This is a genomic window from Paenibacillus glucanolyticus NBRC 15330 (genome assembly GCF_004000885.1).
GTDB lineage: Bacteria > Bacillota > Bacilli > Paenibacillales > Paenibacillaceae > Paenibacillus_AQ > Paenibacillus_AQ glucanolyticus.
In genome coordinates this window covers 237,318-262,980 of the sequence record NZ_BIMC01000005.1, presented here as the reverse complement: position 1 = coordinate 262,980, position 25,663 = coordinate 237,318, and the positions used below count along the sequence as shown (strand labels likewise).

The 25,663-nt window shown below is 48.0% G+C and carries 27 protein-coding genes and 1 riboswitch; of the genes, 18 read left to right on the top strand and 9 right to left on the bottom strand.

What is annotated here, in order from left to right; all coding sequences use genetic code 11:
* Window positions 1–36: 36 nt before the first annotated feature.
* A complete protein-coding gene (locus PGL02S_RS11130) occupies window positions 37–1,395 on the bottom strand; it encodes a DUF2515 family protein (protein ID WP_235187509.1) in 1,359 nt (452 codons plus the stop codon).
* 183 nt (window positions 1,396–1,578) lie between these two features.
* On the opposite strand from PGL02S_RS11130, the gene PGL02S_RS11125 reads away from it, so the two are divergent.
* The 8 genes from PGL02S_RS11125 to PGL02S_RS11090 all read left to right on the top strand — a co-directional run bounded on the left by PGL02S_RS11125 (window position 1,579) and on the right by PGL02S_RS11090 (window position 9,719).
* Complete coding sequence (locus PGL02S_RS11125) at window positions 1,579–1,923, top strand: thioredoxin family protein (RefSeq protein WP_036644721.1); 345 nt, start codon at window positions 1,579–1,581, stop codon at window positions 1,921–1,923.
* Between the two features lie 243 nt (window positions 1,924–2,166).
* Window positions 2,167–3,141 carry a COX15/CtaA family protein gene (locus PGL02S_RS11120; protein ID WP_036644719.1) on the top strand — a complete coding sequence of 325 codons (975 nt, stop codon included), beginning with the start codon at window positions 2,167–2,169 and terminating at the stop codon, window positions 3,139–3,141.
* Window positions 3,142–3,262: 121 nt separating this feature from the next.
* Window positions 3,263–5,032 carry a UbiD family decarboxylase gene (locus tag PGL02S_RS11115; RefSeq protein ID WP_036644717.1) on the top strand — a complete coding sequence of 590 codons (1,770 nt, stop codon included), beginning with the start codon at window positions 3,263–3,265 and terminating at the stop codon, window positions 5,030–5,032.
* Window positions 5,033–5,078: 46 nt separating this feature from the next.
* The gene (locus tag PGL02S_RS11110) at window positions 5,079–5,798 is read left to right on the top strand and encodes a Cthe_2314 family HEPN domain-containing protein (protein WP_036644715.1); all 720 of its coding nucleotides are present in this window, start codon (window positions 5,079–5,081) and stop codon (window positions 5,796–5,798) included.
* Window positions 5,799–5,919: 121 nt separating this feature from the next.
* Window positions 5,920–6,066: riboswitch (SAM riboswitch) on the top strand.
* Window positions 6,067–6,173: 107 nt separating this feature from the next.
* On the top strand, window positions 6,174–7,190 hold the full coding sequence (locus PGL02S_RS11105) for a methionine ABC transporter ATP-binding protein (protein ID WP_036644713.1): 1,017 nt from the start codon (window positions 6,174–6,176) through the stop codon (window positions 7,188–7,190).
* The gene (locus PGL02S_RS11100) at window positions 7,190–7,858 is read left to right on the top strand and encodes a methionine ABC transporter permease (RefSeq protein WP_006212612.1); all 669 of its coding nucleotides are present in this window, start codon (window positions 7,190–7,192) and stop codon (window positions 7,856–7,858) included. The genes PGL02S_RS11105 and PGL02S_RS11100 overlap by 1 nt, the downstream gene beginning before the upstream one ends.
* A gap of 66 nt (window positions 7,859–7,924) precedes the next feature.
* Window positions 7,925–8,767 (top strand): MetQ/NlpA family ABC transporter substrate-binding protein, encoded by an 843-nt coding sequence (locus PGL02S_RS11095; RefSeq protein ID WP_036644711.1) that lies wholly within the window; start codon window positions 7,925–7,927, stop codon window positions 8,765–8,767.
* Between the two features lie 178 nt (window positions 8,768–8,945).
* Window positions 8,946–9,719, top strand: a complete 774-nt coding sequence (locus tag PGL02S_RS11090) for an SDR family oxidoreductase (protein ID WP_036644707.1) — start codon at window positions 8,946–8,948, stop codon at window positions 9,717–9,719.
* 76 nt (window positions 9,720–9,795) lie between these two features.
* Here the strand turns inward: PGL02S_RS11090 and PGL02S_RS11085 are convergent, their stop codons facing one another.
* The gene (locus PGL02S_RS11085) at window positions 9,796–10,041 is read right to left on the bottom strand and encodes a NifU family protein (RefSeq protein ID WP_006212609.1); all 246 of its coding nucleotides are present in this window, start codon (window positions 10,039–10,041) and stop codon (window positions 9,796–9,798) included.
* Window positions 10,042–10,132: 91 nt separating this feature from the next.
* Here PGL02S_RS11085 and PGL02S_RS11080 point away from each other — a divergent pair, with 91 nt between their 5' ends.
* On the top strand, window positions 10,133–10,372 hold the full coding sequence (locus PGL02S_RS11080; RefSeq protein ID WP_376168090.1) for a YuzB family protein: 240 nt from the start codon (window positions 10,133–10,135) through the stop codon (window positions 10,370–10,372).
* A 38-nt stretch (window positions 10,373–10,410) separates the two neighbouring features.
* Here PGL02S_RS11080 and PGL02S_RS11075 read toward each other — a convergent pair whose 3' ends face one another.
* Both PGL02S_RS11075 and mqnE read right to left on the bottom strand, forming a co-directional pair.
* Window positions 10,411–11,469 carry an NAD(P)/FAD-dependent oxidoreductase gene (locus PGL02S_RS11075; protein WP_006212608.1) on the bottom strand — a complete coding sequence of 353 codons (1,059 nt, stop codon included), beginning with the start codon at window positions 11,467–11,469 and terminating at the stop codon, window positions 10,411–10,413.
* 154 nt (window positions 11,470–11,623) lie between these two features.
* Window positions 11,624–12,730 carry an aminofutalosine synthase MqnE gene (mqnE, locus tag PGL02S_RS11070; RefSeq protein ID WP_006212607.1) on the bottom strand — a complete coding sequence of 369 codons (1,107 nt, stop codon included), beginning with the start codon at window positions 12,728–12,730 and terminating at the stop codon, window positions 11,624–11,626.
* Window positions 12,731–13,121: 391 nt separating this feature from the next.
* Between mqnE and PGL02S_RS11065 the strand changes: the two genes are divergently transcribed.
* Both PGL02S_RS11065 and PGL02S_RS11055 read left to right on the top strand, forming a co-directional pair.
* Window positions 13,122–13,481, top strand: a complete 360-nt coding sequence (locus PGL02S_RS11065) for a HesB/IscA family protein (protein WP_006212606.1) — start codon at window positions 13,122–13,124, stop codon at window positions 13,479–13,481.
* Window positions 13,482–13,882: 401 nt separating this feature from the next.
* On the top strand, window positions 13,883–14,620 hold the full coding sequence (locus tag PGL02S_RS11055) for a hypothetical protein (protein WP_036644701.1): 738 nt from the start codon (window positions 13,883–13,885) through the stop codon (window positions 14,618–14,620).
* Window positions 14,621–15,529: 909 nt separating this feature from the next.
* Here PGL02S_RS11055 and PGL02S_RS11050 read toward each other — a convergent pair.
* Together PGL02S_RS11050 and PGL02S_RS11045 are read right to left on the bottom strand one after the other, a co-directional pair.
* On the bottom strand, window positions 15,530–16,081 hold the full coding sequence (locus PGL02S_RS11050) for a zinc metalloprotease (RefSeq protein WP_036644699.1): 552 nt from the start codon (window positions 16,079–16,081) through the stop codon (window positions 15,530–15,532).
* Between the two features lie 269 nt (window positions 16,082–16,350).
* Window positions 16,351–16,560, bottom strand: a complete 210-nt coding sequence (locus tag PGL02S_RS11045) for a hypothetical protein (protein ID WP_006212602.1) — start codon at window positions 16,558–16,560, stop codon at window positions 16,351–16,353.
* Window positions 16,561–16,783: 223 nt separating this feature from the next.
* Here PGL02S_RS11045 and PGL02S_RS11040 point away from each other — a divergent pair, with 223 nt between their 5' ends.
* Complete coding sequence (locus tag PGL02S_RS11040; protein ID WP_036644697.1) at window positions 16,784–17,446, top strand: YheC/YheD family protein; 663 nt, start codon at window positions 16,784–16,786, stop codon at window positions 17,444–17,446.
* A gap of 298 nt (window positions 17,447–17,744) precedes the next feature.
* On the top strand, window positions 17,745–17,888 hold the full coding sequence (gene sda / locus PGL02S_RS11035) for a sporulation histidine kinase inhibitor Sda (RefSeq protein ID WP_006212600.1): 144 nt from the start codon (window positions 17,745–17,747) through the stop codon (window positions 17,886–17,888).
* Between the two features lie 194 nt (window positions 17,889–18,082).
* On the opposite strand, the gene PGL02S_RS11030 is transcribed toward sda, so the two are convergent.
* Complete coding sequence (locus PGL02S_RS11030; RefSeq protein WP_036644695.1) at window positions 18,083–19,084, bottom strand: NAD(P)/FAD-dependent oxidoreductase; 1,002 nt, start codon at window positions 19,082–19,084, stop codon at window positions 18,083–18,085.
* A gap of 478 nt (window positions 19,085–19,562) precedes the next feature.
* Here PGL02S_RS11030 and PGL02S_RS11025 point away from each other — a divergent pair, with 478 nt between their 5' ends.
* Together PGL02S_RS11025 and PGL02S_RS11020 are read left to right on the top strand one after the other, a co-directional pair.
* A complete protein-coding gene (locus PGL02S_RS11025; protein WP_006212599.1) occupies window positions 19,563–20,756 on the top strand; it encodes an NAD(P)/FAD-dependent oxidoreductase in 1,194 nt (397 codons plus the stop codon).
* Complete coding sequence (locus PGL02S_RS11020) at window positions 20,757–21,020, top strand: hypothetical protein (protein ID WP_006212598.1); 264 nt, start codon at window positions 20,757–20,759, stop codon at window positions 21,018–21,020.
* Between the two features lie 158 nt (window positions 21,021–21,178).
* On the opposite strand, the gene hemQ is transcribed toward PGL02S_RS11020, so the two are convergent.
* Window positions 21,179–21,928, bottom strand: coding sequence for a hydrogen peroxide-dependent heme synthase (hemQ, locus tag PGL02S_RS11015; protein WP_006212597.1), 750 nt, complete (start codon window positions 21,926–21,928; stop codon window positions 21,179–21,181).
* Between the two features lie 250 nt (window positions 21,929–22,178).
* On the opposite strand from hemQ, the gene PGL02S_RS11010 reads away from it, so the two are divergent.
* The 3 genes from PGL02S_RS11010 to dnaI all read left to right on the top strand — a co-directional run bounded on the left by PGL02S_RS11010 (window position 22,179) and on the right by dnaI (window position 25,169).
* Window positions 22,179–22,478, top strand: a complete 300-nt coding sequence (locus tag PGL02S_RS11010) for a YuiB family protein (RefSeq protein ID WP_036644784.1) — start codon at window positions 22,179–22,181, stop codon at window positions 22,476–22,478.
* 199 nt (window positions 22,479–22,677) lie between these two features.
* On the top strand, window positions 22,678–24,183 hold the full coding sequence (locus PGL02S_RS11005; RefSeq protein ID WP_036644694.1) for a replication initiation and membrane attachment family protein: 1,506 nt from the start codon (window positions 22,678–22,680) through the stop codon (window positions 24,181–24,183).
* 32 nt (window positions 24,184–24,215) lie between these two features.
* The gene (dnaI, locus tag PGL02S_RS11000; protein ID WP_006212595.1) at window positions 24,216–25,169 is read left to right on the top strand and encodes a primosomal protein DnaI; all 954 of its coding nucleotides are present in this window, start codon (window positions 24,216–24,218) and stop codon (window positions 25,167–25,169) included.
* Between the two features lie 124 nt (window positions 25,170–25,293).
* On the opposite strand, the gene PGL02S_RS10995 is transcribed toward dnaI, so the two are convergent.
* Window positions 25,294–25,449 carry a hypothetical protein gene (locus PGL02S_RS10995; RefSeq protein WP_006212594.1) on the bottom strand — a complete coding sequence of 52 codons (156 nt, stop codon included), beginning with the start codon at window positions 25,447–25,449 and terminating at the stop codon, window positions 25,294–25,296.
* Window positions 25,450–25,663: the final 214 nt, after the last annotated feature.

Sequence of the window (25,663 nt, the reverse complement as noted above, 5' to 3'; positions counted from 1 at the left end):
GCAACAGCACACAATAGAATGGAGACCATCCCAACCTCATCGGGATGGTCTCTTCCTGTTTTCATGGGAATGGATTCGCTCCGATACGTCATGCACGATGGAGGTCTTCTCAAGCGCCGCGCGATGGGCGTGGGTCATATCCGGCAGCAGTGGGCGTATTGGTTTGCGAATGTGACGGAGCATCACGCGGCCTTGATACCAATCGTACCGGGGAATGGGTTCCTGGGATTCATCCTGCCAGATCTCCTCAATATGGGGGCTGTATAGACGTCCTCCCTCCGGCAGCCACTCAGACTGGATCAGGTTGCGACTCTCGTGAGCATTATTCATAGCGGACTCAAGGGCCGGGGTAAACAATGCAGGCCAATATTCGGCCCGCGATCCCCGATGCTTGGTCGACTGCGCGAATGCCAGCACGGAGTGGAATATTTCCTCATAACCAAACAACAAAGCGTATAACGTTCTGCCCGCCTTGATCCGAATGCTCAGATCAGCAAACTTGGGGATCGTCATTCCGGCTAAAGGCCTAGTTGTGTCAGGCGGATCTTGGGAAGCCATCATGTCCGCCTCGGGTCCGCTGACTTGTCCAAGTGGAAATACAATCTGATTCAGCCTGGCCAGCTCATGGATCCGAAAGAAGGGTTGCTCCAGAACATGCTCCAGGTAAAAAGGGTGCCTTGCCACACGTCCTTCAATGTAGTTCTGCTCGTTAATGATCAGGGCAACCGTGAGCAGCGAACTCCCACGGTCCAGCCAGAACTGCTCCCAAAACGGAGTCATGAAGGCCGAAATATGGAAGTGAGGGAGCAAATGGAATAAAGGAGCTCCTTTTTTCCGACTGTGGATATAGAGAAGCAGCTGTGGATAGGCATCCTGAAAGATCAGAGCATTGCAGCGCTCGAGGAACCGGTACAGATGGTTCTTGAACTGTGAATCCGTGAGATCGGACATTAATCCACCCTTCAGATCACTCATATTCCACCCGGCATTTCGTGATACCATATGGGCCAGCAAAGCCCAGTGCAGCTCAGGATATGACTTATAGCAGTCATAATACGCTTGTGTACGGGTCACATTGCTCCGATTCGCATTCGCTGCAGCCTCCTGAATGAGAAGAATCAGCTCTTGCTCTTCCTGGGTTAGGTTATGAAGTTGATTATGAATTCGAATGCTGCTGTATCCTTCTGTAGAGGACATCAGTGAACCGGGCGGTTGAAGATAGGGATGGGAGGAGAGGATATCCTTAAGTTTCCTACGGATGGTTCTTACTGCTGCGTAATCCCATCGTAATTCATGCTTGTTGGTCGTGAGTTTTAAGGAAATTTGCCATGAGGCGAGCGTACCGGACCAAGATTCTGCAAGGGCATGCGGAATGGCGGCTGTCCAGGCCCACACATCCTTTCCCCCCTTTTTATTATCTCTGGTTCCGTGCGAGTGCATTGCAGTTGTCACCTGCACTTTCTGATGAAATTCCAGGGTTTCAACATGGTAATGTCAGTATGCCTCTAAAATTTGACTTCCACTCAACATTTTGATTCACTAAGGGTGAAGGAATTCGACGTAAAGGGGAGATAATCAATGGAAAAAATCACTTCAGAAGCAGAATTTCAGGTTGCAATCCAGTCTCCGCGACTGACCGTTGCCGTATTTAAAGCAGACTGGTGCGGCGATTGCAAGTTTATCGATCCGTTCATGCCGGAGGTAGAGACTAAATTCTCGAATCAACTGACTCTGGTAGAAGTTGACGTCGATGCTGTCGGTGACGTGAGTCACCAGCAAAATATTTTGGGAATCCCAAGTTTTGTTGCTTATACAGACGGACGCGAGCTGGTTCGCTATGTTAACAAACTTCGCAAATCGCGAGAAGAGATTGAAGACTTCCTGCAGCGCGCTGTGAATGTATACGATACGATTCACAAGTAAAGCATGGATAATAGCACCGCCGCCTCATAGCTATATCGGGCGGCGGTGCTATTTTACATATCAAAGGGTTTGGGTTGAAGAGCCAAGCGTGTCCAAGAATGATTTTCTCATTTTTGAACATTTTGTCACAATCGCTCAAGTGACCGTAGCTCCAGAATCAGGTATAATGAAATGTGGACTGTGTTCGATGCGATCCTGTAAAGGTTCCAGATAGTTAATGATTACGAGCAGCAGGTGAGATGAGTGAATGATAAACAATTAAAATGGTTGAGTTACATAACATGCATCGTTATGTTCTGTGCGACTTTTGGAGGCATGGTTGTAACGAAGACGGGCTCGGGACTCGGTTGTGGCCAGGAGTGGCCGCTGTGCAACGGGAAATTTGTTCCCGCTTACACGGTTTCCTCCATGATCGAATACTCGCACCGGGCAGTTAGCGGAATGGCGGGTTTGGCAGCTCTGGCCTCGCTTATCGCGTTCTGGAGATATAAGCGGGACCGGCGGGATCTGATGGCTTACGTCATTGGCACCTCGGTGTTTGTTGTGGTACAGGCTATTATGGGAGCCTTTGCCGTGGTCAAGCCCCAGTCGGCAGCAATCATGGCGCTGCATTTTGGATTCTCGCTGATTGCGTTTGCCAGCTCGGTTATGCTGGCTCTTGGCATGCGGCGGGTAGAACAGGCCAAGGAATCCGTTGATCGGGAGCGGCTGCCGCGGGTAACCAAAGGGTTCCGTAATTTGGTGTGGGGAACCACGTTGTACAGCTACGTCGTTGTTTATATCGGTGCATTCGTCAGCCATACCGATTCGCGGGAAGGCTGTTCGGGATGGCCGCTGTGTAACGGAGAAGTAATACCCGAGCTGACCGGTGGCGTGGGGATTGCCTTTATGCACCGCGTCGCAGCCCTTCTGCTGCTGATTGTGGTGGCTGTTATGGGGCACTTTGCTTATTGGCGTAACCGGAACAATAGGGAGATACAGATGCTGGGGATTTCGGCAGCCTTGCTCTGTCTGCTGCAGGTGTTCAGCGGGGCCCTCATCATGGCAACGATCCATAATGAGGAGGTTTATGTATTCTCCGCATTGGGGCATACACTGCTGATCTCGGCGCTGTTCGGCGTACTTTGTTATTTAAGCGTGAGAGCATGGCAGCTAGGCAAGCCGCTTGAAGCGAAATTGCAGCGGGACCAAGGTATTCCCCGCGAGAAGATTGTGTAAGTAGTAAAGGCTCATGCCTGAGCCTGATCAGATCGAAATTTTTAATAACATAGATGTACGCAAAGTCCCCGGGCCAGCAATGCAGTTCGAGGGCTTTGTTGTATAGGAAGGAGGGGAGTCGTTGATCGTTCATAATCTTCGCCAGTGGCTCGAAACGCTACGCAAGGAGAATGATCTTGCTGTCATTGATACCCCGGTAGATCCGTATTTGGAGCTGGCCGAGATTCATCGGCGCGTGATTGATGAGGGAGGGCCGGCCTTGCTCTTCACTAATGTGAAAGGCACGCCCTTCCCTGTGGCTACGAATTTGTTCGGCACGCCGCGCAGAGTCGATATGGCCTTTGGGCCCAGACCCGAGCAAATGATGAAATCGCTGATCGGTGCTGCGGAGACATTGCTTCCACCAACCTTTTCAGCGCTGTGGAATGAACGGGGGCTGCTTAAGGACATTTTAAAGGTAGGCATGAAATCAGTTCCGCAGCATGAAGCGCCTGTGATGGCAATAAAAGTGACGGAGAATCCGCTGAAGGATCTGCCGCGGCTGACCAGCTGGCAGGATGACGGCGGACCTTTTGTTACACTGCCGCTTGTATACACGGAGAGCCCATCCAAACCGAAGGATCATAATCTGGGCATGTACCGGCTTCAGATTTACGATGACAACAAGGCAGGTATACACTGGCAGATCCATAAAGGTGGCGGTTTCCATTATGCTGAAGCAGAGCAGCAGAATCAGGCGCTTCCGGTCTCAGTATTTGTAGGTGGACCCCCAGCTCTGATTGCCTCTGCGATTGCACCGGTTCCGGAGCATTTGCCGGAATTGCTCCTGGCCTCCCTCATTCTTGGCGGGAAATTGCCAATGACCGACAACCCGCTGGGAGGACATCGCATTCCGGCAGAGGCGGAATTTGCGATTAGCGGTGTGGTGCCACCGCATGAACGCCGTCTGGAAGGCCCTTTTGGGGACCACTACGGTTATTATTCCCTTGCCCATGATTTCCCGGTCCTGCATGTGAAGCATATGTGGCATCGCAAGGAGGCGATATATCCGGCTACTATCGTCGGTAAACCGCGGCAGGAGGACTATTACCTGGGTGAATTCCTCCAACGGCTGCTCTCCCCGGCATTCCCGATGGTTATGCCATCGGTACGCTCCTTGTGGACTTATGCGGAAACCGGCTTCCATGCCTTAACCGCAGCTGTCGTACGGGAGAGCTATTCCCGTGAGGCGCTTGTGTCCGCATTCCGAATTTTGGGCGAAGGGCAGTTGTCACTAACCAAAATGCTGCTCCTGACCAACCGTCCGCTCGATCTGTCCGATTTTCGTGAAACATTGGAAGCGGTATTGGAACGGTTTAATCCGGCATCAGATTTGTTTATATTTAATAAAACGTCCCATGATACCCTGGACTATACGGGGAATAAGCTCAATCATGGCAGTAAGGCCGTGCTCATGGGTATCGGTCGGCCAATTCGTGAGCTGCCGCGCAGTTATACCGAAGGTGAAATTCCGGGCATATCTCAAATGGCTCCATACTGTGGGGGTTGTCTGGTCGTTTCGGGGGCATCCTATGAGAACGATCCCGGACTGGCCCAGCAAGTGATGGGGTATTTAAAAGCACGGGATACCGCATGGCCGTTGGTGATTGTGGTTGATGATGCCGAAGCGGCAGCGGCCACACAAACCTCACTCCTGTGGACGGTTTTCACCCGCTTCAATCCGGCAACGGATATTCATGCGGCAGCTGATATCCAGCATCATCATCTATCCTATAAACTTCCGCTGGTTATTGATGCACGAATGAAACCGGGATATCCGGAGGAGCTGTCCCCGCGAGAAGATATCGTGCAGACGGTGGATGCTCGCTGGAGCGATTATTTTGGCAAATAGCAATTCATGAAAGAAGGTTAATCTGACGACGCGAGGGGGTACCGCCATGCTGCGAATGTTACTCGGGGAACAGCCCCGACACAACAATGGCTTGCTTGAGGAGGCCATCGAATCGATGGTCAAGACAACCCGGCTGCTGCAAAAGGAAATGGAGAAACATCAGGATCCAACGCATGATTTTCGCAAGCTTGAGATTTGGACCCGCGGATTGATTGTATCCCTTGATGAGCTGGAGCAGAGCTGGAATGCGGCCAAGCATTTCAGTCAGTCGGTTAAATCGGGTTATATCGATGATATGTCAATTCAGGAGCAGGGCGAGTATCAAAGGTATGTGTATTTTTACAAAAACGGATTTATACGCGTATTCTCCATCCTTGACAAGCTGGGTACGGTGCTTAATGAGCTGTATGATCTCCACACCTCGAAGGTTAAGGCTCATTTCTCCTATTTTACGGCACTGCGGCAGTTCAAGTTTCTAAAGGCACACGGTGAGCTGGCGTCAGAGCTTGAGGCGATCAAGGAACGCTATAAAATACCGCTGAACACACTTCGGAAACGCCGCAACGCTGAGATCCACTATATGAATTCAGAGATGCAGGATGATCTGTGGCAGCGCCATCAGGGACTGTCGGATAAAATCGAGCTGGAGGATATCGACCAGCACCTCGAGGATCTTAAGCAGGGTGTAGATATGGTATGCCGAAGCTTGGCTGCCTCGTATCGATATACTAATCGGATCTGGGCGGAAAAAGGAGTGAAGGTTTAGGCACAAAATCGCCATGAAATTCCTTTTGACAAAAACCTGAAAAGAATCTATACTAACTATTGCATTCATTAAATGTTATTAAATCAGATCAAATTAATTGGAAAAATTTCATATCGATGTTTTCTTATCGAGAGAGGCGGAGGGACAGGCCCGATGAAGCCCGGCAACCGGCTCCAGCGTATATCGCGTAACGCGATGACGGATGGAGTGACATGGTGCTAATTCCTTCAAAGCTGCAGGATCATCCTATGGCTTTGACAGATGAGAAAAGGCGTTGACTTTTACGTAAAGAGAGCCCTTTTTGATTCTACAAAAAGAGGCTCTTTTATTTTGGGTAAATAGATATGAGGCTATGGAAAAAGGAGGATTATCGGATTGATTGAGCTCAAGCAATTGACGAAGCAGTACGGAAAAGCCCGAACGCTAACCACAGCCTTGTCCGAATTGGATTTGTCGATTGAAAAAGGAGAAATCTTCGGTGTGATCGGACACTCCGGCGCAGGTAAAAGTACATTGATCCGTTGTATCAATTTGTTGGAACGTCCCACCTCCGGCGAGGTGTGGGTTGACGGTAAGAATTTGACACTGCTCGGCAAGAAGCAGCTTCAGGCAGAGCGTCGCAAAATCGGGATGATCTTTCAGCACTTTAACCTACTGTCATCCGCAACGGTCTACGATAATATTGCCTTTCCGCTGCGGCTGATCAAAACGCCGAAGGCTGAGATGGAACGCAAAGTATCTGAGCTGTTGGCCTTGGTTGGCCTGGAGGCTCACCGGGACAAGTATCCGTCCCAGCTGTCAGGAGGACAGAAGCAGAGGGTCGGCATAGCCAGAGCGTTGGCAAGCGATCCGGAGGTTCTGCTGTGTGATGAGGCCACTTCAGCGCTGGATCCGCAGACCACGGATTCGATCCTGCGCCTGCTGCTGGATATTAACAAGAAATTTCATCTCACGATTGTGTTGATCACCCATGAGATGCATGTCATCCAGAGCATATGTGATCGGGTGGCCGTTATTCATCAGGGCGGCATTGTGGAGCAGGGGCCGGTGACGGAAGTGTTCCTGAAACCTAAACATGAGGTGACGCAGGAATTCATCCGTCAAGAATTGGACAGCGGAGAAGCGCTCCGGCTGGCCATGCAGGGTCAGGCGAACAGCTCTTCCCAAGCGGTGCAAATTACGTTCCTGGGATCGAAAACGTACGATTCCATTCTATCCCATACCGTTCATGAGACGGGCGTGAATTTTGCGATTCTGCAGGGCACGATCTCCACGATCAAGGAAACACCGTATGGTCAGCTCATCGTACGCTTCGAAGGGGAAGAGAGAGCCATCGAAGAGACGATTCGGAAGCTGCTTCAACAAGGATTAGACGTGGAGGTGATTCATTAATGTTGGAGCTCGATTTTACCCAGATCGACTGGAAAGAAATCGGTACGGCAACATTGGATACCCTGCGAATGCTGGGGGCTTCGGCTTTGTTCAGCTTCATTATCGGGCTGCCGGTTGGCGTGCTGCTGTATATGGCTGCAAGATCCACATCGGGCTTGGTGCGCTTCGGATATTCGATCCTGTCGTTCATTGTGAACATCCTGCGTTCGGTTCCGTTCATCATCCTGATCGTTGCGATGATCCCGATTACGAAGTCGCTTGTGGGTGTATCGTACGGCGTCCTGGGAACCATTCCGCCGCTCGTTGTGGGGGCAGCACCGTTCTTCGCCAGACTGGTGGAGACGGCCCTGAATGAAGTGGACAAAGGCGTCATTGAAGCCGCTCATGCGATGGGCTCCTCGACAAGCCAAATCGTGTGGAGGGTGCTTCTTCCAGAGGCTCGTCCGGGTTTGCTGGCGGGCATGACCATCACGATTGTGACCCTGGTATCCTATACGGCGATGTCGGGTCAGGTCGGCGGCGGCGGTTTAGGGGATTTGGCCATCAAGTACGGCTATTACCGTTATGAGACGGAGATCATGATTCTGGCCGTTGTGTTAATGATTGTATTGGTGCAGCTGCTGCAAATGGCAGGAGATCGCCTGGTACGGCATTTTACAAGAAAATAACGGGATTGGTAAAGCATCAAGGCAGACATTATATAGATAATACATTTTCGGAGGGAGAGTTTAAGAATGAAAAAATGGACATTGGCACTCATCAGTTTGACTTTGGTTACGGTGCTGGCTGCATGCGGCAGCAAGCCTGCGGATAACGCTTCGGAGCCAGGGGGAACAACGGGAGGCAGCGGTCAAGAGACCGTAACCTTGAAAGTAGGGGCTTCGCCTGCACCACATGCGAAAATTCTGGAGCATATCAAACCTGCGCTTGAAAAAGAGGGCGTGAACCTGGAAATCGTGGAGTTCACGGATTATGTTCTGCCGAATACGCAAGTAGATTCCAAAGAAATCGATGCGAATTTCTTCCAACACAAGCCTTACCTGGATAATGAAATCAAGGAACGCGGCTTGAGCTTGGAATCGGTGATTGCGGTACACGTTGAACCGCTGGGTGCTTACTCCAGAACGATTAAGTCTGCGGATGAGTTGAAGGATGGAGCCGTTGTAGCAATCCCTAGCGACCCATCGAACGCTGGTCGTGCATTGTCCCTGTTGTCCAAGAACGGCGTAATTAAGCTGCAGGATGAGACGAAGCTTGAAGCTACCGCCAAGGATATCGTGGAAAATCCGAAGAATCTGCAATTCAAGGAAGTTGAAGCTGCCATGCTGCCGCGTATGCTGGATGAGCTGGATCTGGCTGTCATCAACACGAACTATGCGCTTGAAGCGGGACTCGACCCAACGAAGGATGCTCTCTTTATCGAGGACAAAGAGAACCCTTATGCAAACTTGCTGGTAGCCCGTCCGGATAACAAGGATTCCGATGCCATTCAAAAATTGGCGAAGGCACTGACTTCCGAGGACGTGAAGACTTTTATTGAGGAAGAGTACAAAGGTGCCGTCATTCCGGCATTCTAATGGATCATAGCAGGTATCTGCTGTATCCATGAATAGAGGGGCATTATTCGAAAAGACCTGCGGGTCTATCGGGTAGGCCCCTTTTTTTGTTTACCTTAGTCGCTGCCCCCCACAAGTTGTGAGGTTGGATCAAATCTTTTATACTGAAGGAAGGATATCCATCTGAGGAGGGAAAGCCTTGAAGGGAAAAGTGGCGCTGGTTACAGGCAGTGCGACAGGTTTAGGAAAAATGACTGCTCTGTCGTTAGCGCGGCAGGGATGTAATATGGCTATAAATTATGTAAACAGCAAGGATGAGGCAGAAGCCCTTTCTCGTGAAATTGAAGGACTTGGCGTCAAGTCGATAGCGATTAAAGCTGATATCGCCAGCGAGTTGGAATTGTATTCTCTGGTGGACCAAACGGAAGAACGTCTTGGCAGCGTCGATATCCTGGTGAATAACGCAGGCCCTTTCATTCGGGAGCGTCGCCTGTTCTCGGAGTACACCCGCGACGAAATTGTACATATGGTCAATGGCAACCTAACCGGTGTCATGCTGCTGGACCATCGCGTTCTACCTGCCATGCGTGAGAAAAAATGGGGTCGGATCATCCATTTCGGCTTCGGGCATGCCGGCGAAGCACGAGCGTGGCCTCAACGCGCAGCCTATGCGGCTGCCAAAGTGGGCCTTGTTTCGTTTACCAAGACGCTTGCGGTGGAGGAAGCGCCATATGGAATCACGGTCAATATGATTTGCCCTGGAGATATACGCGGTGCAAACAAGGAGAAGTCCATTGATGAGGTGTCAGGTATTCAGGATGGTCTGACACCGCGCGGACGATCGGGAAGCGGGGAGGACATCGCCAGGGTAATCGAATATTTATGTCTGGATCAATCGGATTTCATTACCGGCAATATTATGGACATTTCCGGCGGACTGGACCCGATCCGGCCGTTAATCAAACCGGAATAGGATCTCATTATATTCTCTCAAAAAAAAGAGTCTTGGTTCCGTAAGGAAACCAAGACTCTTTATAGTTAAAGAAGATTTAGAATACTTGAACTACTTCTTGAATGCCTTCTACTTCTTCAACCAGGGCGCGTTCAATCCCTGCCTTCAGAGTAATGGTGGAGCTTGGGCAGCTGCCGCATGCACCCATCAATTTCAGCTTAACGATGCCGTCTTCAACGTCGACCAATTCCACGTCACCGCCGTCGCGCTGCAGGAACGGACGAAGTTTATCAAGCACTTCAGCCACTTCATCATATACAGTGGTTTGCGTGTTTTCACTCATCTTGTTCAACTCCTTTCCTCCCTATATTATAGTACATAAACCGGCAAATTAAAATGCCAATCTTAAGGCGGGTTGAATAACAATGTCCATCATGATTGAGTTTTGTATAAGTAATTCCTATTTCGGAACGGATAAAGTTTTACAACCGCTTGAAGCCAGGTTTGATTGTCAAGTCATTGAATATGGCTGCCTGACAAGCTGCGGCCAGTGCTATTTGACGCCCTTCGCCTATGTCGATGGCGACTGGATGGAAGCCCCCACGGCTGAAGCGCTGCTTGAGGCCGTAGTGCGCAAGTTGGAGAGCCTAGAGCCCAATCAGGAGCAAGGCTGAGCTGCAGTTTTTCCATGAGCGACTCGTCATATTTCAGACTAGTAGTGGCGCTTGGATTTCCAGAGTACACCGCTCTTCAATATTCTTGGCACTCGGCCCATAACCGAAGTGCTGCCCATCAGGCCAAAGCCTGCATGCTTGCCAAGGGAACCCAGCGTTCCCTTCAGCTTCAGCGGAGATACCTTAGGCGTATCCTCACGCCAAACCGCTTTCAAGACATGTCCCACTTGCTCGGCTTGAGCTCCGGCCGCTTGGGCACTCGGGACGAACGGAAGGCTGGCGCAGTCGCCGATGACATACACTTCCGGATGGGAAGGAACCTGGTACCACTCGTTTAGCAGAATGCGCCCGCTGCGGTCTTTTGGCAGATCGAGATCCTGCACGACTTTTACAGGCTGGATGCCAGCCGTCCAAACAGCCAGATCGGTTGCGATGGGCACATCGAGATTGTACACGGCGTCCTTCTCAACCCGGGATACGGAAACGCCGCTGTGGATATCCACGTGATGCTCCTCAAACCAGCGTTGAATATAAGCAGACAAACGGTTAGGAAAAGAAGAAAGAACGCGTTGTCCCCGGTCCAGTATGGCGATATTAAGGTCAGGTCGGCTTTCACGAAGATCGGCAGCGAGTTCGATGCCGCTTAAGCCTCCGCCAATGATATGAACTTGACCGTAAGGTCGCAGGTTGTTCAGGTTCAAATAGGTTTCCCGGGATGCAGAGAAAGATTGCAGGCTGAACGTAAATTCCTCAGCGCCCGGTACTCCATGATAACGGTCCGTACATCCCAGGGCAATGGCGAGCTGATCGTACTCCACAGGATCGTTGTTTGTCAGGTTAACAAGCTTCTTCTCAAGGTCAACGGATGTAACTTCACCGTATAGAATATGGAGCCGATTATACACTGGAAATTTCACACGAACGGCGGTATCGGCCACGGTGCCTGCTGCCAGCGCGTAATATTCGGTTTTGAGTCCTTGATATGGCATGCGGTCGATGAGCACGACCTCCACGTCTGGAGGAAGATAGCCGCTGAATAATTCCTGAATTAAGGCAAGACCACCATAGCCTCCACCGAGAATGACGAGCTTTTTCATAAATTTCTTCCTTTCTCAAGAGATAAGAAGGTGAGTGGATGTTCGCAAGAAAAACGCCGCTAAAAGCGGCTTAGGGTACCCACGCTATATTATCTCTTTAACCTGTTTTCCGTTTTTTGGAACGTCTGCTTGTATTCATCGCTGCTGATAAGGGTTATTCGTAAACCTTGATCTCGTTGTAGAATGTATCTCTTTCAACCGGAATGCGGCCAGCGCCTTTGATAAGCCACACAAGCTCTTTACGTGTCAATCCCTCCGGTGTTAAAGCTCCTGCAGCATGGCTGATGCGTTCCTTCAGGATGGTACCATGCACATCGGAAGCGCCAAAGCTAAGCGCCACTTGAGTCAACTGTGCTCCGATATTAATGAAATAGGCTTTGATGTGGTCGATATTATCGAGCATCAAGCGGCTGATGGCAATGGTCTTGAGATCCTCGTAAGCCGAGTTCCGGCGCATAATGCCCGCATTTTTATTCTTAGGCTGCATGGACAGTGGAATAAATACCATGAATCCATTGGTTTCATCCTGCAGATCCCGGATTTGCAGCATATGGCGGATACGGTCCTCATGGCTCTCGATAGATCCGTACAGCATGGTTGTATGGGTCTTCATGCCAAGCTTGTGCGCAGTACGGTGAACATCGAGATACTGATCCACATTGGCTTTATCCACCTTCATCTTCTGACGGTATTGATCCGATAGAATCTCGGCGCCGCCGCCTGTCAAGGATTGCAGACCGGCCTTCTGCAGTTCCTGCAGCACTTCCTTCGTGCTGAGCCCGCTGATCCGGGTGAAGAACTCGATCTCTGCCGCGGTGTAGGCTTTCAGGGTCACTTCCGGGAAACGTTCGCTCAATGCCTTCAGGGAATCTACGTAGTACTGGAAAGGCACATGATTATTATGTCCGCCAACGATGTGGAATTCTCGAACTCCCGGATGAATATGCTGTTCCACATATTCAATCATCTCAGCACCGGATAGGGTATAGGAGCCTTCCTCGCCTTGATCCTTCCGGAAATTACAAAACGCACAGTGGGATTCGCATACATTCGTGAAATAGAGACTCATGTTCTCGATGAAGTATACTTTTTTCCCGTTCTTTCGCAGGTTTGCCTCATTAGCCAGCTGCCCGAGGGTCAGCAGGTCATCGGTTTGGTACAAATACACACCGTCTTCGAGATTCAGGCGTTCGCCGCTTCGGACTTTGGCAACGATTTCGGCCATTCTCTGATCGGTAAAGGGTGTTACAATCGTGGACATGTTCAATCCTCCTGTTCACACTTGATCTGTCTGAACATTCAGCAGCCAAGTGATCATAAAGTGGATCACTCCCCGTAGGGAACGGTCCGTCTATAATGGTATAACTGCTGCATCCATAATGGGCTGAATAATTAATGGAGTTTGTGAAAAAATATACAACTGTGGACCAGCCATAACCTTTGCCGCATTTAAGCCGGGGGATGTGACAATTATCCAACAGTTGCCGCCCATGTTCCTTCCCTATTATAAACCTGACCCCTCGGGGTAGCAATACAAATAGAGGAATTGAAAACAGGTAATTGTTCATATGGCAAAATGACCATCATAAGAACCTTGAGCGAATCCGCGAAGAGGAGTATACTTAAAGGGTGAACGAAAAGGAGGGTGACCTATGATAACAATCAGCGAAACGGCTGCAGAACGGTTGAAAGAAATGCTTGCTGAACAGGAAACGCCCAATATGTTCCTTCGATTGGGTGTCACTGCCGGCGGTTGCAGTGGTTTTTCATATGCAATGGGCTTTGATGACAGTGAAACGGAAGCAGACGTATATATGGACTTGCAGGATATGAAGGTGGTCGTTGAGAAGGACGACCTGAAATACCTGAACGGTCTTGAGATTGATTTTGAAGAATCCGGCATGACCGGAGGCTTCACCATTCACAACCCGAATGCTACGGTTACTTGCGGCTGCGGTTCGTCGTTCCGCACGCGAGAAGACGCAGGCAAACCGAGCGAGGAGCCTTGTTAAGAAGCGGGTTTTCAGCGTTGACGGTTCCGGATGTGCCTAGCGGAAGCATAGGCGCCATGATTGTGGATCACGGCCTTTATGACGGTAAATAACCGTTATGGAGGTCGTTTTTTATGTCTTTAAAAAAGCGCACGAAACGAATCAATATTGATAAGAGTTATTCGCAATTAACGTTTAAGCAAGCGCTCGACATGGCAATCAGCGAGAAGAAGGCGGAGGGTTTGCGTGATCGTACGATAAAGGATTATGAGAAGCATTACGGATACTTCGTTAAATGGCTACACGATTATATGAATATTCTATCAATAAAGAAAAATAATTTATTAGTATTTATAGACACATTTTATATACATATATTACTATATAAAGGTAATTAAATCTTGAAATGGGAAGAGGTAACAATGAAGAAAAGAAGGGTATTAAGTATTTTGTTTTCTCTGACACTAGTAGCTGGTTTATTTTCTGGAGTAGCGTCTGCAGAAGAAGAAAAAGAAAGTCCAAAGGCTGTTGTTAAGGAGACTATTCTGTCATCGGTAGAAAAGAATGAGAGTTTGAAGGTGACCATTCAACAACTTTCTGATGGAACACAGAGAAGGATTTTTAGTGGCTCAGGTAATGCTGCTGATAACCCAGTTCGATTAGACATTAAAGTGAACTCCGAGAATAATACATATAACGTTATCAGAACTGACCTGTCTAATGACCCCAAATACCAAAAAACGATTGAGCCTTTCGCTCCCTTGTGGAACAAGCAAATTAAGTTGTTAACAAAAGATCCCGCGAATTGGGATATTGTCTATACAAAAGCTCTGCTATACTGGTATTCACAGAATGGGTATCCTGCTTATAGTACTGGCGGATCTGCAACTTGGGCTGTTAAAAATTCTCCACTCAAAACTAATTGGTACGTTGATCTTGAACAATCATGGAGAAATGATAGGCAAGATGGCACTGCAGTAGGACAAGCAGCATATGGGAGTTTTCATAATTATGATTTTGGTGACCATAATAAAGGAACATGGGTTACTCACAATGTCTATGTTTGGGGAGAAAACAATGCTGGGTTTGACTATGATGCGATTCAGGACATAACTGGTGAAGGCGAACTATTGTTATGGAGTACAATCGAAATATATTAAGTGAAAATGACCGACTACCTACTATGGGTAGTCGGTTTCTTAAAGTTCATTAAGATAAAGCTAACAGATAACAACACGATTATAATCCACGTATATCTATATACTCCATTTCCCCCAGAGAAATAAAGAGCCACAGGTATCAACCAAACTATAGAAATTAGCATGAGTCCTCTTCTACGTGCTATGGCTGAAAAAACTGCCAAACAACCAGGGATAAATAACATAAAGAGTAAGATCGTAATAGTACCCCAATTCAACATTTCGGTAGGGTTGAAAAAACAAACGATAATATAAATCACAACGCTACACAATCCTCCGCAAACTCCTAGCAACTTATCAATAAACATTATCTTCCTCCCCTCTTGAGGTATAAGGACCTACTTCCATTCTAATTGATATTATTTCACAGATCAGTATAAATTTATAATTTTTAATTTTCACTATTGTTCACTATACCTTTGCTTCGGCAAAGAATTACGTGTCCTGTATCTCTCATCCGATCCTTAGTTCGTGTAGTTTTAACGACTCATGATTATTAGGTTTCCCCTCGTTGTATGACTGAATCAACACTCCAATGCACATTTTTCTCCTAGATCGAAACATCGTTCCGTAAGCCGCCGGGATCAAGCAAATTATACTGCCTAACGAAGTATCTTGCTTGTTCTGATCGTTTCTCTTCCGGTTCTTGGATTGAGCACGTTTACGCAGCGTTACAAATAGTCGGAATATTGCGGTCCTAACGACACGGACGACATTAGCAGATTACGGTCGAAAATGAGCGGATCTACGGAAGGGCGATTTATACGTTGTGATTTATTGTGAGTTTGCGCGATTTTCCTGCCGCATGCCTCTGACGCGTGACCCCTCCGAAATCTCATAGTTTGTTTTTTCATGGATTCTCCCCCATTCTTATTGTTTAGGGTAAACATAAGCGTTTACACCATTAATATCATCTGGTTGAGGTTTAACTATTTTATTTCGATCTCTAAGCTGATTCATTAGTACATCGCCTGATCTGAGGTCACCTATATGCAATGCATGGCCCAATTCATGAGCGAATATACTCTGAGCAACATTCCAAAAATCCTTCCCTAGAGTTGTTTGATTAACTACTGCAGTTTGGTTGATCCAAATCTGAAATTGAGAAGCTTGACCATGTCTATCTAAAAACTGTGGCGTGTAGCTTCCAAAAATTTGAGTATCGGATAAATTACCCATTATAACAGTATTATCAGCGTTAGCATCTCGGCTAATATACACTTTAGTAGAAGCCGCATTCCAAGAAGCCGCAGCGCTGATGAGGGCCGATTCATACTGTGAAGGTAAACCCTGGGGGGCAAACCTTATACTTGGTGACAAATACCCAGTTTTTAAAGATACGTAAGCGTATACACTTGAGGAGAACAATAATACTAACGAAATAATAGCTGTTAAGATTAATGACGTTTTCTTTTGTAACATTTTATACCTCCTGTGTTTTCAGTGGACTCTTTTTGAGGCAATTGTAATTGAGAAGGCTGATGAAACTATTACGGTAACATCCAATGAGAATAGGACCGCTGCGACGTTTCTCGTCGCAGCGGTCTTTTTTTGTGTAACACCTGCCGCTTCCTACATATATATAGATGAAGAAGAAACTCAGGCCATAATTCAGAGGCACATAACAAAAAAATGCAGCCCGCCCGACATAGAGGTGGTAAGCTGCATTTTTTTATGTTCTCCTTAACCGATCATACCGGGAAGAAGAAGGTGTCGTTCAGCATCAGCACAATCATACCGGCTGCCACAAGCGAAAAGACGATACAGCCCGCTCCGAGTACCCGGCGCTTGTCTTTGATGAACTTGAAGCCCATGACAAAGATAAGAACGGTGATGGCTGCAAGGGCAACGGACATGCCGACAATGGCAATCCAGTACAATACTTCAAACAACTCTGCCAAGGTGACAAAGCCTCCTTTATCGTTATCCAAGCGTGATGGATTTATTACGGACAAAGCTCTTTTCTTACTATACGATAGATCACATCATTTGGAAAGGGAAGCCATCGCGACAACACCGGATAGACAAATTATTAGGCATACTCTCACGGACAATCATCCAAGAAAAAGCGCGGATACGGGAATAGAATAACGTATGTCATGAATAAAAGGAGGCGAAAGCAGCATGGCGGGAAGACAGCTGGCCAGCAAGTGGCTAAAGACGGAGGCACTGCTGACCGATCCGCAGGTTGCTCCCTACATTCCGGCTACCGAGTCGTATGGAGGGGATACCCTGGTCTCAATGCTGGCGGAACACGAAATGGTCGTGATCAAGCCGATTGTAGGTACCGGTGGTAACGGAGTCATCCGAATACAGAAAGACGGGACGGGGTACCTGGTAACCCATAAGAGACGTACGGTTCATGCAGATACATTGAATTCCCTGTTGCAGGTACTGGGCAGAATGAAACTTAAACGGCGTTACATGATTCAGCAGGGCATTCATTTGGCTAAAATCCATGGGCGTCCACTGGATTACCGGGTGAAGGTGGTTAAGGAGAGAGGGAGATGGGAGTTCAGAGCAATGCTTGGGCGGCTCGCCAGCCCGGGGCTGTTTGTTACGAATATTTGCAAAGGGGGAACGCTGCTTCGGTGTCGCCACGCGCTTCGGTTGTCGCTGCCCCATATCAATGCAAGGGAAAAGCGAAATGAAATGCGTCGTGTAACCAGGCAGTGTATTTCAATAATGGAATCACGCTTTCCGGGAATCGGGGAACTGGGGTTTGATTACGGTCTGGACAACGAAGGGAAGATTTGGATTTTGGAAGTTAATACAAGACCAAGCTGATTTTTTGTTCGTTATTCCCCCTGATATTCGTTTATATGATTTTTTAATAGGGTAATTAAAAAATAACCACAAGTTTCCGATATAATAATTGATTATTTTTTTTTATAGTAGAGTTGTTCCAAATCCTGTGTATAACATTTATCCCCATAATCCACTTTGATATGACCCTGTTTTTTACACTTACCAACAAATTATACACAGGATTTCCACAGAAGGCTGTGGATAAGCGAACAGTTGTTCCGCTTTAGTATGTCTGATATGATAGATTCAGGAAATTTGAGGAAGGGGTGTGAGAGGGATGGCTATGTTGACGGATGAGATGCTTCTCGATTCCTATCATATGGCTGTTGAATTGAAGTTGGAGCGAGAGTTCATCACTCTACTATTAGCTGAAATTCATAAACGGAACTTGGACACCGATTCCGGCAGCATCCTGCATTAATCAGATTTTTCGTATATAGAGCAGATAACTTACGACATGATACGTATATAATGTGGGAGCTTTCAACCAAGTTCTACATAGGCTTTGACGAAATAGAAAAGGTATCTTCGATTCTGGGCCGGGCTTAAGCCCTTCAGAACGAAGATACCTTTTTTTCTATAATAACGTTCTATATGAAGTCGAAGTCATGTACCTTATAATTTCATGTTACTGCTGTGGCCCGGAGCGAGTCTGGCCTCCGGATCAAAGTATACCTTGGCGTTATTCACAGCGGTTGGCGCTTCACCAAATCCGACGGCGATCAGTTTAACCTTGCCCGGATAGGTGGTGATATCACCGGCCGCAAAAATTCCGGGAATACTGGTTTCCATGCGGGAATCCACAACGATGGAGTTGCTTTCAATCGCAATGCCCCATTCGGAGATTGGACCGAGGGAAGAGACAAATCCGAAGTTGACAATCACATCGTCCACTTCAATCTCCTGCGTTTCCTTGGTCTTGATATGGGAAAGGGTAACCTTGGAGATGGCTTCCTCACCAAACAATTCGGTGATTTCTGTTGGTGTAATGATGTTCACCTTGGACGCCAGCAGCTGCTCGACACTATGCTCGTGAGCACGGAACTTGTCGCGTCGGTGAACCAGGGTGACTTGCTCTGCAATGGGTTCGATCATGAGTGCCCAGTCCACGGCGGAATCGCCGCCGCCGCTAATGAGAACCTTCTTGCCCTTGAAGCGGCTGAGATCGTTCACGAAATAATGAAGGTTGCTCTTCTCGTATTTCTCGGCACCTTCAACTTCCAGACGACGGGGTTGGAACGCACCTACACCTGCTGTGATAATCACGGCTTTGGCATGGTGTTCACCCAGATCGGTTTTCACGACAAAATGACGTTCCTCGAGCTTTTCCACAGCCTGGACTTTTTCTTCAAGACGAATATCCGTTTGAAAGAGCTCCATTTGTGTGGACAGATTGTTCACAAGCTCCTGAGCGGTCACTTTCGGAAAGCCTGCTACGTCATAAATATATTTTTCCGGATACAGCGCAGCCAGTTGACCTCCGAGTTGAGGCATGCTCTCGATAAGTTTTACCGAAGCTTGGCGCATTCCGCCGTAAAAAGCAGCAAACATGCCGGCAGGTCCGCCACCGATAATCAAAAGATCCGTCATGTTGTTGTCTTGTGGCATCGTTGTCATGCGGTAAGCACCTCCATAAAATGAGATTATATTCGAATCAGACAGACGTTCTTGCCTGGATTAAGCTGATTCATGAATTCCTTACCTATTATAATCGCCCCGAACCAGCATGAAAAGACGAGAATTGAGCTAAAATACCTAACATTGGAATGTTTGCGCTTACTTAGTATGTCAGGGTAAAAATGGTGGATAAATTTGCATATTAAATGGCAAAAAAAATCTTGATATTTGCATGGTTTATGCATATGATTAACGTGATAACTTGTGTTCATTACAGGGTTGCAATATATTTTGATAATAGTAGCAACTGTACGGAAACCGCAGAATGACAGCTGTTTTTGAACAAAAATGGATAATCAGGTCAAATGATGAAACGGGCTCTGATAAGGGCTCTTCTCTTTTTTTGGGTGTAATTCACAGAATGTTAACATGTGTACCATACTGTATATATAAAGAGTAAGCTGGAAGGAGCAGTAGAATGAGCAGCATACCGAAGATCGTAATCCTTGGCGCGGGTTACGGGGGCATATTGACAGCGCAGCGGCTGCAAAAAGAGCTGAATTATAATGAGGCCGATGTTACATTGGTGAATCGCCATGATTATCATTATATTACAACGCATTTGCATATGCCGGCAGCAGGAACAGACAGCATTGAGAACACCCGGGTATCCATTTCGAAGCTAATTGACGAGTTTAAAATCGATCTGGTCAAATCCTCGGTGCAGGAGATCCGTCTTCACGACAAGAAGGTGATTCTTGAAGATGGCACTTTATCTTATGACTACCTAGTCATCGGGCTTGGAGGGGAACCGGAAACCTTTGGTATTCCAGGGCTCGCCGAGCATGCGATGACCATCCGAAGCATCAACTCGGTCCGATTGATTCGTGAGCATATTGAGTATCAATTTGCTTTATATAAGAATGAGCGCAGACCGCAAGAGCGCATTAACTTTGTTGTGGGCGGGGCAGGTTTCAGCGGCATCGAGTTTGTAGCCGAGCTGGCGGACCGCATTCCGAGATTGTGCAAGGAATATGATGTCGATCCGACACTGGTGAATATCTATAACGTAGAAGCCGCGCCAGCTGCTCTTCCGGGATTTGCACCGGAGCTGGTGGAGTACGCCATGAACGTTCTTGAGAAGAAGGGCGTAACCTTCAAAATGGGCATTGCCATCAAGGAATGCCTGCCGGGCGGCGTCGTGCTGAACAACGGCGAAGAGATCAGAGCGGCAACGGTGGTATGGACCGGCGGTATCCGCGGCAATCGCTTGGTTGAAGCAGCAGGCTTCGAAACGATGAGAGGCCGCGTGAAGGTCGATGAATATCTGCGTGCTCCCGGGTACGAGAATATTTATATTATCGGCGATAACTCCCTGATTTTTAATGAGGAAGGCCGTCCTTATCCGCCGACTGCCCAGATGGCGATGCAGCAGGGCGTATGCTGCGCCCAGAATATCGTTGCGGCGATTAGGGACAAGTCAATGCGCAAGTTCGAGTTCAGTAATAAAGGCACGGTAGCCTCCCTCGGCCGAGGTGAAGGCATTGCTGTTGTCGGGGATAAGAAATATCAGGGCTGGAAAGCGGCTCAGCTGAAAAAATTGGTTGATCTCCGCTACCTCTTTATTATCGGGGGGATTCCGCTCGTCCTGAAAAAAGGTAGGTTTCTGTAAATGAGACACTGCAGCGTTCAAGTACGGGGGCTGCTCACAAGAGATGAGCTGGATCGTTACAACGCCTTAATGGAGGTTGGCTCCTATCTGGAGTCGCAAGATCAATACGATCTTGCGTATACGATTCAGCAGGAAGTCGACATTCTTATTCTTCCTGCCATCGAGCGGCTAAAGGATAAAGGACGTGCCCGCGACCGGGCGACAGCGGAATATCTTGAAACCTTGCGCAAGCAAGAACAAGATGAGGAAGACGATAATGAATGAAGAAGGGATGCTCTCCTGAATTAGAGAGCATCCCTTTTTTGACATATTAGAATTTATAAGTTTTTTGGGGTCCCCGCAAAGTATTTGGAATAAACATCGTAGCATAGGCTCCACTTTGTGGGGTTATTTTGTACATGTTATCTATGTGTTAGAAGGAATTATACCTTCATCAAATCGGTAAATGAAGCCTGGTCAAGCAGGTTGCCGACATAGAAAGGACCGAACTCGCCAAAACGTGCACTCACTTCGTCAAATCTCATTTCATACACGAGTTTTTTGAACTGAAGGGCTTCATCGCTGAACAGCGTTACGCCCCATTCCCAATCGTCGAGTCCAACAGAACCGGTAATGATTTGTTTTACTTTGCCTGCGTAGCCGCGGCCAATCATCCCATGGCTCTTCATCATGGATTTACGGTCATCCATGCTCAGCATGTACCAGTTGTCCGACAAGTCTCGCTTTTTGTTCATCGGATAGAAGCAAATATGCTTCGATTTAGGTAGGGCTGGCTTCAGACGAGCGATAACATGCGGATTCTGCATCGGATCCTCATCGGAAGAGCCGGCCAGATAGTTGCTCAGCTCAACAATGCTTACATAGGAATAAGCCTTGGTGGTGAACTGCGCAAACGTCGTTTTGTTAAAGGCATTCTCTATCGCGTTTAGATCTTCTAGCGTCTCGCGCAAATGCATGAATACAAAATCGGCTTTCTGGCCGACGATCGTATATACAGCGGTGCTGCCTTGCTTAGCGGCTTCGATCGCATCCCATTCCTGAAGGAACGCATTCAGCTCGTCCAGCGCAAAAGCGCGTACTTCTTCATCTGCAGCTTTCCAGGCCGGCCAATTGATGGTACGGAAATCATGCAGCGCATACCAGCCCTCCAGCGTCATTGCAGCTTCGTTCATGTAATCACTCCTAAACGTTATGTTCGTTATCATTGAAGCGGATAACCGCTTGCATTAACTCCCTTCATTGTACTGTAAGCGTGGTCGGAAGGGCAAACGATGACACAATGTATTCACGATTGTTCGTTGATCTGTGACATGATTTTTAGTAAACTAGCTATTAGCTAAAGCTTGGTGTGCTGTTTCTTGCTGCAATATTGTAGAATAGCTGCTATGCGTAGGTGATAAAGAAGAGGTGAAAACAGCGATCATGCTTCAATTTATTCCTGTGCTCGTGCTGATGATTTTGTTTTTTGTCATGATGTTCGGTATCGGTTTTATCCTGAATATGTTGATGAAAACGACTTGGTTTCCATGCTTTTTGTTTGTGATTGTTATCTTGCCAGTCGTTGTATACAGCTTGTGGGATCGGGGCCAAATGTCGTTCTGGACTCACGTCGGATCATTCCAACTGGTTGATTACTTAACGGGGGTTGCAGGTCTGATCGGTGCTTATTTGAGCGGATGGACCATTAAGACATTGCGTATTAAAGGCTTTAGAATGTTTTAGTGCGCTTGGCGCAAATTGAATGTAGTGTTAATGGCGGCTCTTCAATACCCGGGGGCCGTCATTTATTTATTTGTGGAACCATGCAAAGCGTGAATATGCGAATTCCATAATTTTTGATGCGAAAGAACCGACTTCTGATCTTCGGATTTATGATAGAATAGAGGAAGTCTATTTTTGGGCGACAGGGGGAGCATAAACGATGCGCATGACTAATTTTTTACATTTTACCGAGAACCACCGTTACTGCGTATACCGTGACTTCTGTTTAAGCGGCCTGGATGACAAAATGCTTGGTTCGATTTATCAACCGATGGTTGGTGCGTTTGCGGTCAGTCTTTACCGTCTTCTCGTTTCCCATGTACCGGTGGAGAAGGTGGGTTATTCGGCCATTGAACAGCAGCGACGATTATTCCTGACCCTGGGACTTGATCCTAGTGAAAAAGGACGCCGTTATCTCATTGAACAAACCTCCAAGCTTGAAGCGGTAGGGTTACTGCAGACAAGTCGGATGTTCGTCCCGGAAACGGATGACCATGTATATGAATATGAGCTGCAGGCGCCGCTCAGTCCGGCGGAGTTCTTCAACACACAGCATCTGACACTGCTGCTTCGGGACAAGGTGGGGAAATTCGCCGTCCTGTCGCTAAGGGAAGAGCTGTGGAGCAAGGAGCCTCTTGAATGGTCCGGTATTTCCTTAAACAAGGAGAACATTTCGGTTCCCTTTTATGATATTTTTGAGTTGAACACGCACGTTATTGATTATGAGCTGGAGCAAGCGCTGGAGGAGGTCGCGGTGTCGCGTAAGTCCATCCTGCCGCCGAATCCGCAAGGGGATGGCCTGAATTATGCCGACATCATTCTTCGCTTCCCGCGTGAATCCCGCAATCGGGTATTTGTGGAGCGGCTCCGCTATGATCACGAGCAAATGGGCATTGTGAATTACGTTGTGCGCAAATACGATCTGAGCACGCAGGACTTGTGCCGGCTGCTGGACGAGGACGGCATATTTACCGAGCATGGCGAGGTCGTGCTGGATGATCTGCAGCACAAGGCAAGCCTTCACTTCCGTCAAGGAATGAAGATGCAGGAGAAGCGGCAGATTACGGCAGGCAAAGTGATCGCTCTCCATCAGGAGATGACAGCCGATCCGGACGAGCCCGTACAGGAGCATGCGGTACAGACGGAATTTTATGTGGAGGTTCCAGCCCAGTTCCAATCGAAATGTGATATACACCAATATAATATGATGCTTCGCAACGAACCCTATACCCGGCTGCTGCAGACGTTCTTTCCAGGCTCCGTTCCTGCACAGTTCCTGGATATCTTTGAAAAGATTGATCTGAGTTACAAACTGCCGGGCGAAGTCATCAACGTGCTCATTCATTATTTAATGTCGCTTATTGCCGCAGGCGGCGAGCAGCGGATCAACCGCAATTTTGTGGAAGCGATCGCTTCCAACATGCTGCTGAAGCAGGTTAACAGCTACGAGAAAGCTGTTCAATATATACGTGATCAAGCCAAGATGAAAGGCAAACAGAAGGCAACCACGCAACGTACGCGTACATACGCTAAGGGCGGGAAGGTGAAGCCGGAAATCCCGGTGGCGCTGGAGTCCGATCAGGGTGAGGCCGTATCGGATGAGGAGTTCGAGGAAATGATGCGATTTGCGGCAGAAATGCAAGCCGGCAATAAGAAGGGCGGATAATGAGATACCGCTCATGAGAGGAGGAAAAAGAGATGGAGTCCCTTGGTGAACTGCTGGAGAGTATGAAAAGTCCTGCGCTTCGGCGCAGAACCGAGCAGATTACGGAGGATTTACTCAAGAATCCTCTGATACAAGCATTGCGGAGCGAATTCCCGGAAATCGATGATCGGGTCATACGCTTAAATTTAAGTAAACTGTATCAATACGCGGGGGACCAGGCCCATTGCCAGTCGTGTCCGGGGCTGGACCGCTGTCCGAATGATTTCCAGGGGCATATCAGCAAGCTGGATATTCAGCGGGTGAATGGAACGGTAGAGATTTATGAGCGGAAGGCGCCTTGTTCCTTGCAGATTGCAAAGACCAGCGAGGACCAGATCAAGAAACGGATTCGCAGCTTTTATGTGGATGAGCATGCCTTGAACGAAGGTTATAACAATATGGAGATTATGGCAAAGGACCGTTTGCGGGCACCTGCGGTTCACCAGGTCTTTAAATATATCCGGGATACCAAGGAGAACGGCTTGTCTCCGCGAGGACTGTATCTTACCGGTTCGTTTGGCACCGGGAAGACCTATCTGATGGGGTATTTGATGCATGAGCTCGCGAAGGTGGGCCACTCGGGCGTCATTGTGTACATGCCTGATTTCGTGGAGGATCTGAAAACCATGATGCAGGATGGACAGAAGCTGAAGGAAATGGTGGAGACCATGAAGCATTGCGATCTGCTGATCTTTGACGACATTGGTGCGGAGAACTTGAATCCGTGGGTTCGAGATCATGTCCTTGGTTCCATCCTGAATTTCCGGATGAACCGGCTGCCGACCTTCTATACGTCAAACTATCCGCTCGACGGACTTGAGCAGCATCTCAGCTTCACAAGCAAGGACGGCGAAGAAGCCCATAAGGGGCAGCGGTTGATGAACCGGATTGCGCCTTTTGTGGATGTGGTCCACTTATTCGGCGAGAACCAGCGAGGTAAATTTTAGATCGATTGCGGCGGTCACATCTTTATCATGGACAAACTTCCCGGAAATCGTAAAAAGTCTGATCCCGTTAGCGTACAGAACGCGGCGGGATCAGACTTTTTAATGCTGCACAAGGAATCATCAATTAGCCGACCAGGAACTTGATAATAACGAATCCGAAAAAGATGATGGTCATGAAACCGAACATCCCCACGAAGCCCATCATCAAATCGCCAAAGTCATTGCGTGGTTCTTCATTGATGTGCTCCCGTGGATCGTTAACGCGTACGTTTACATCCATGGTGCTTGCCTCCTCAAAAGGTGAACATGTCGTGTGAACACGAAAACTTGACAGTCACCCGACTTGTTACTAGTAGTATACCCAATGCGCAAATCATTTGTAAAGATTGCATAAAAATCCCGTGAAATCCTCTTTCTTTAGGTGAGTATATTTCACTTTTTCGGGCCGATTGTGGTATACTAAATTCGTCGACCCATTCGACAATTATGATTTG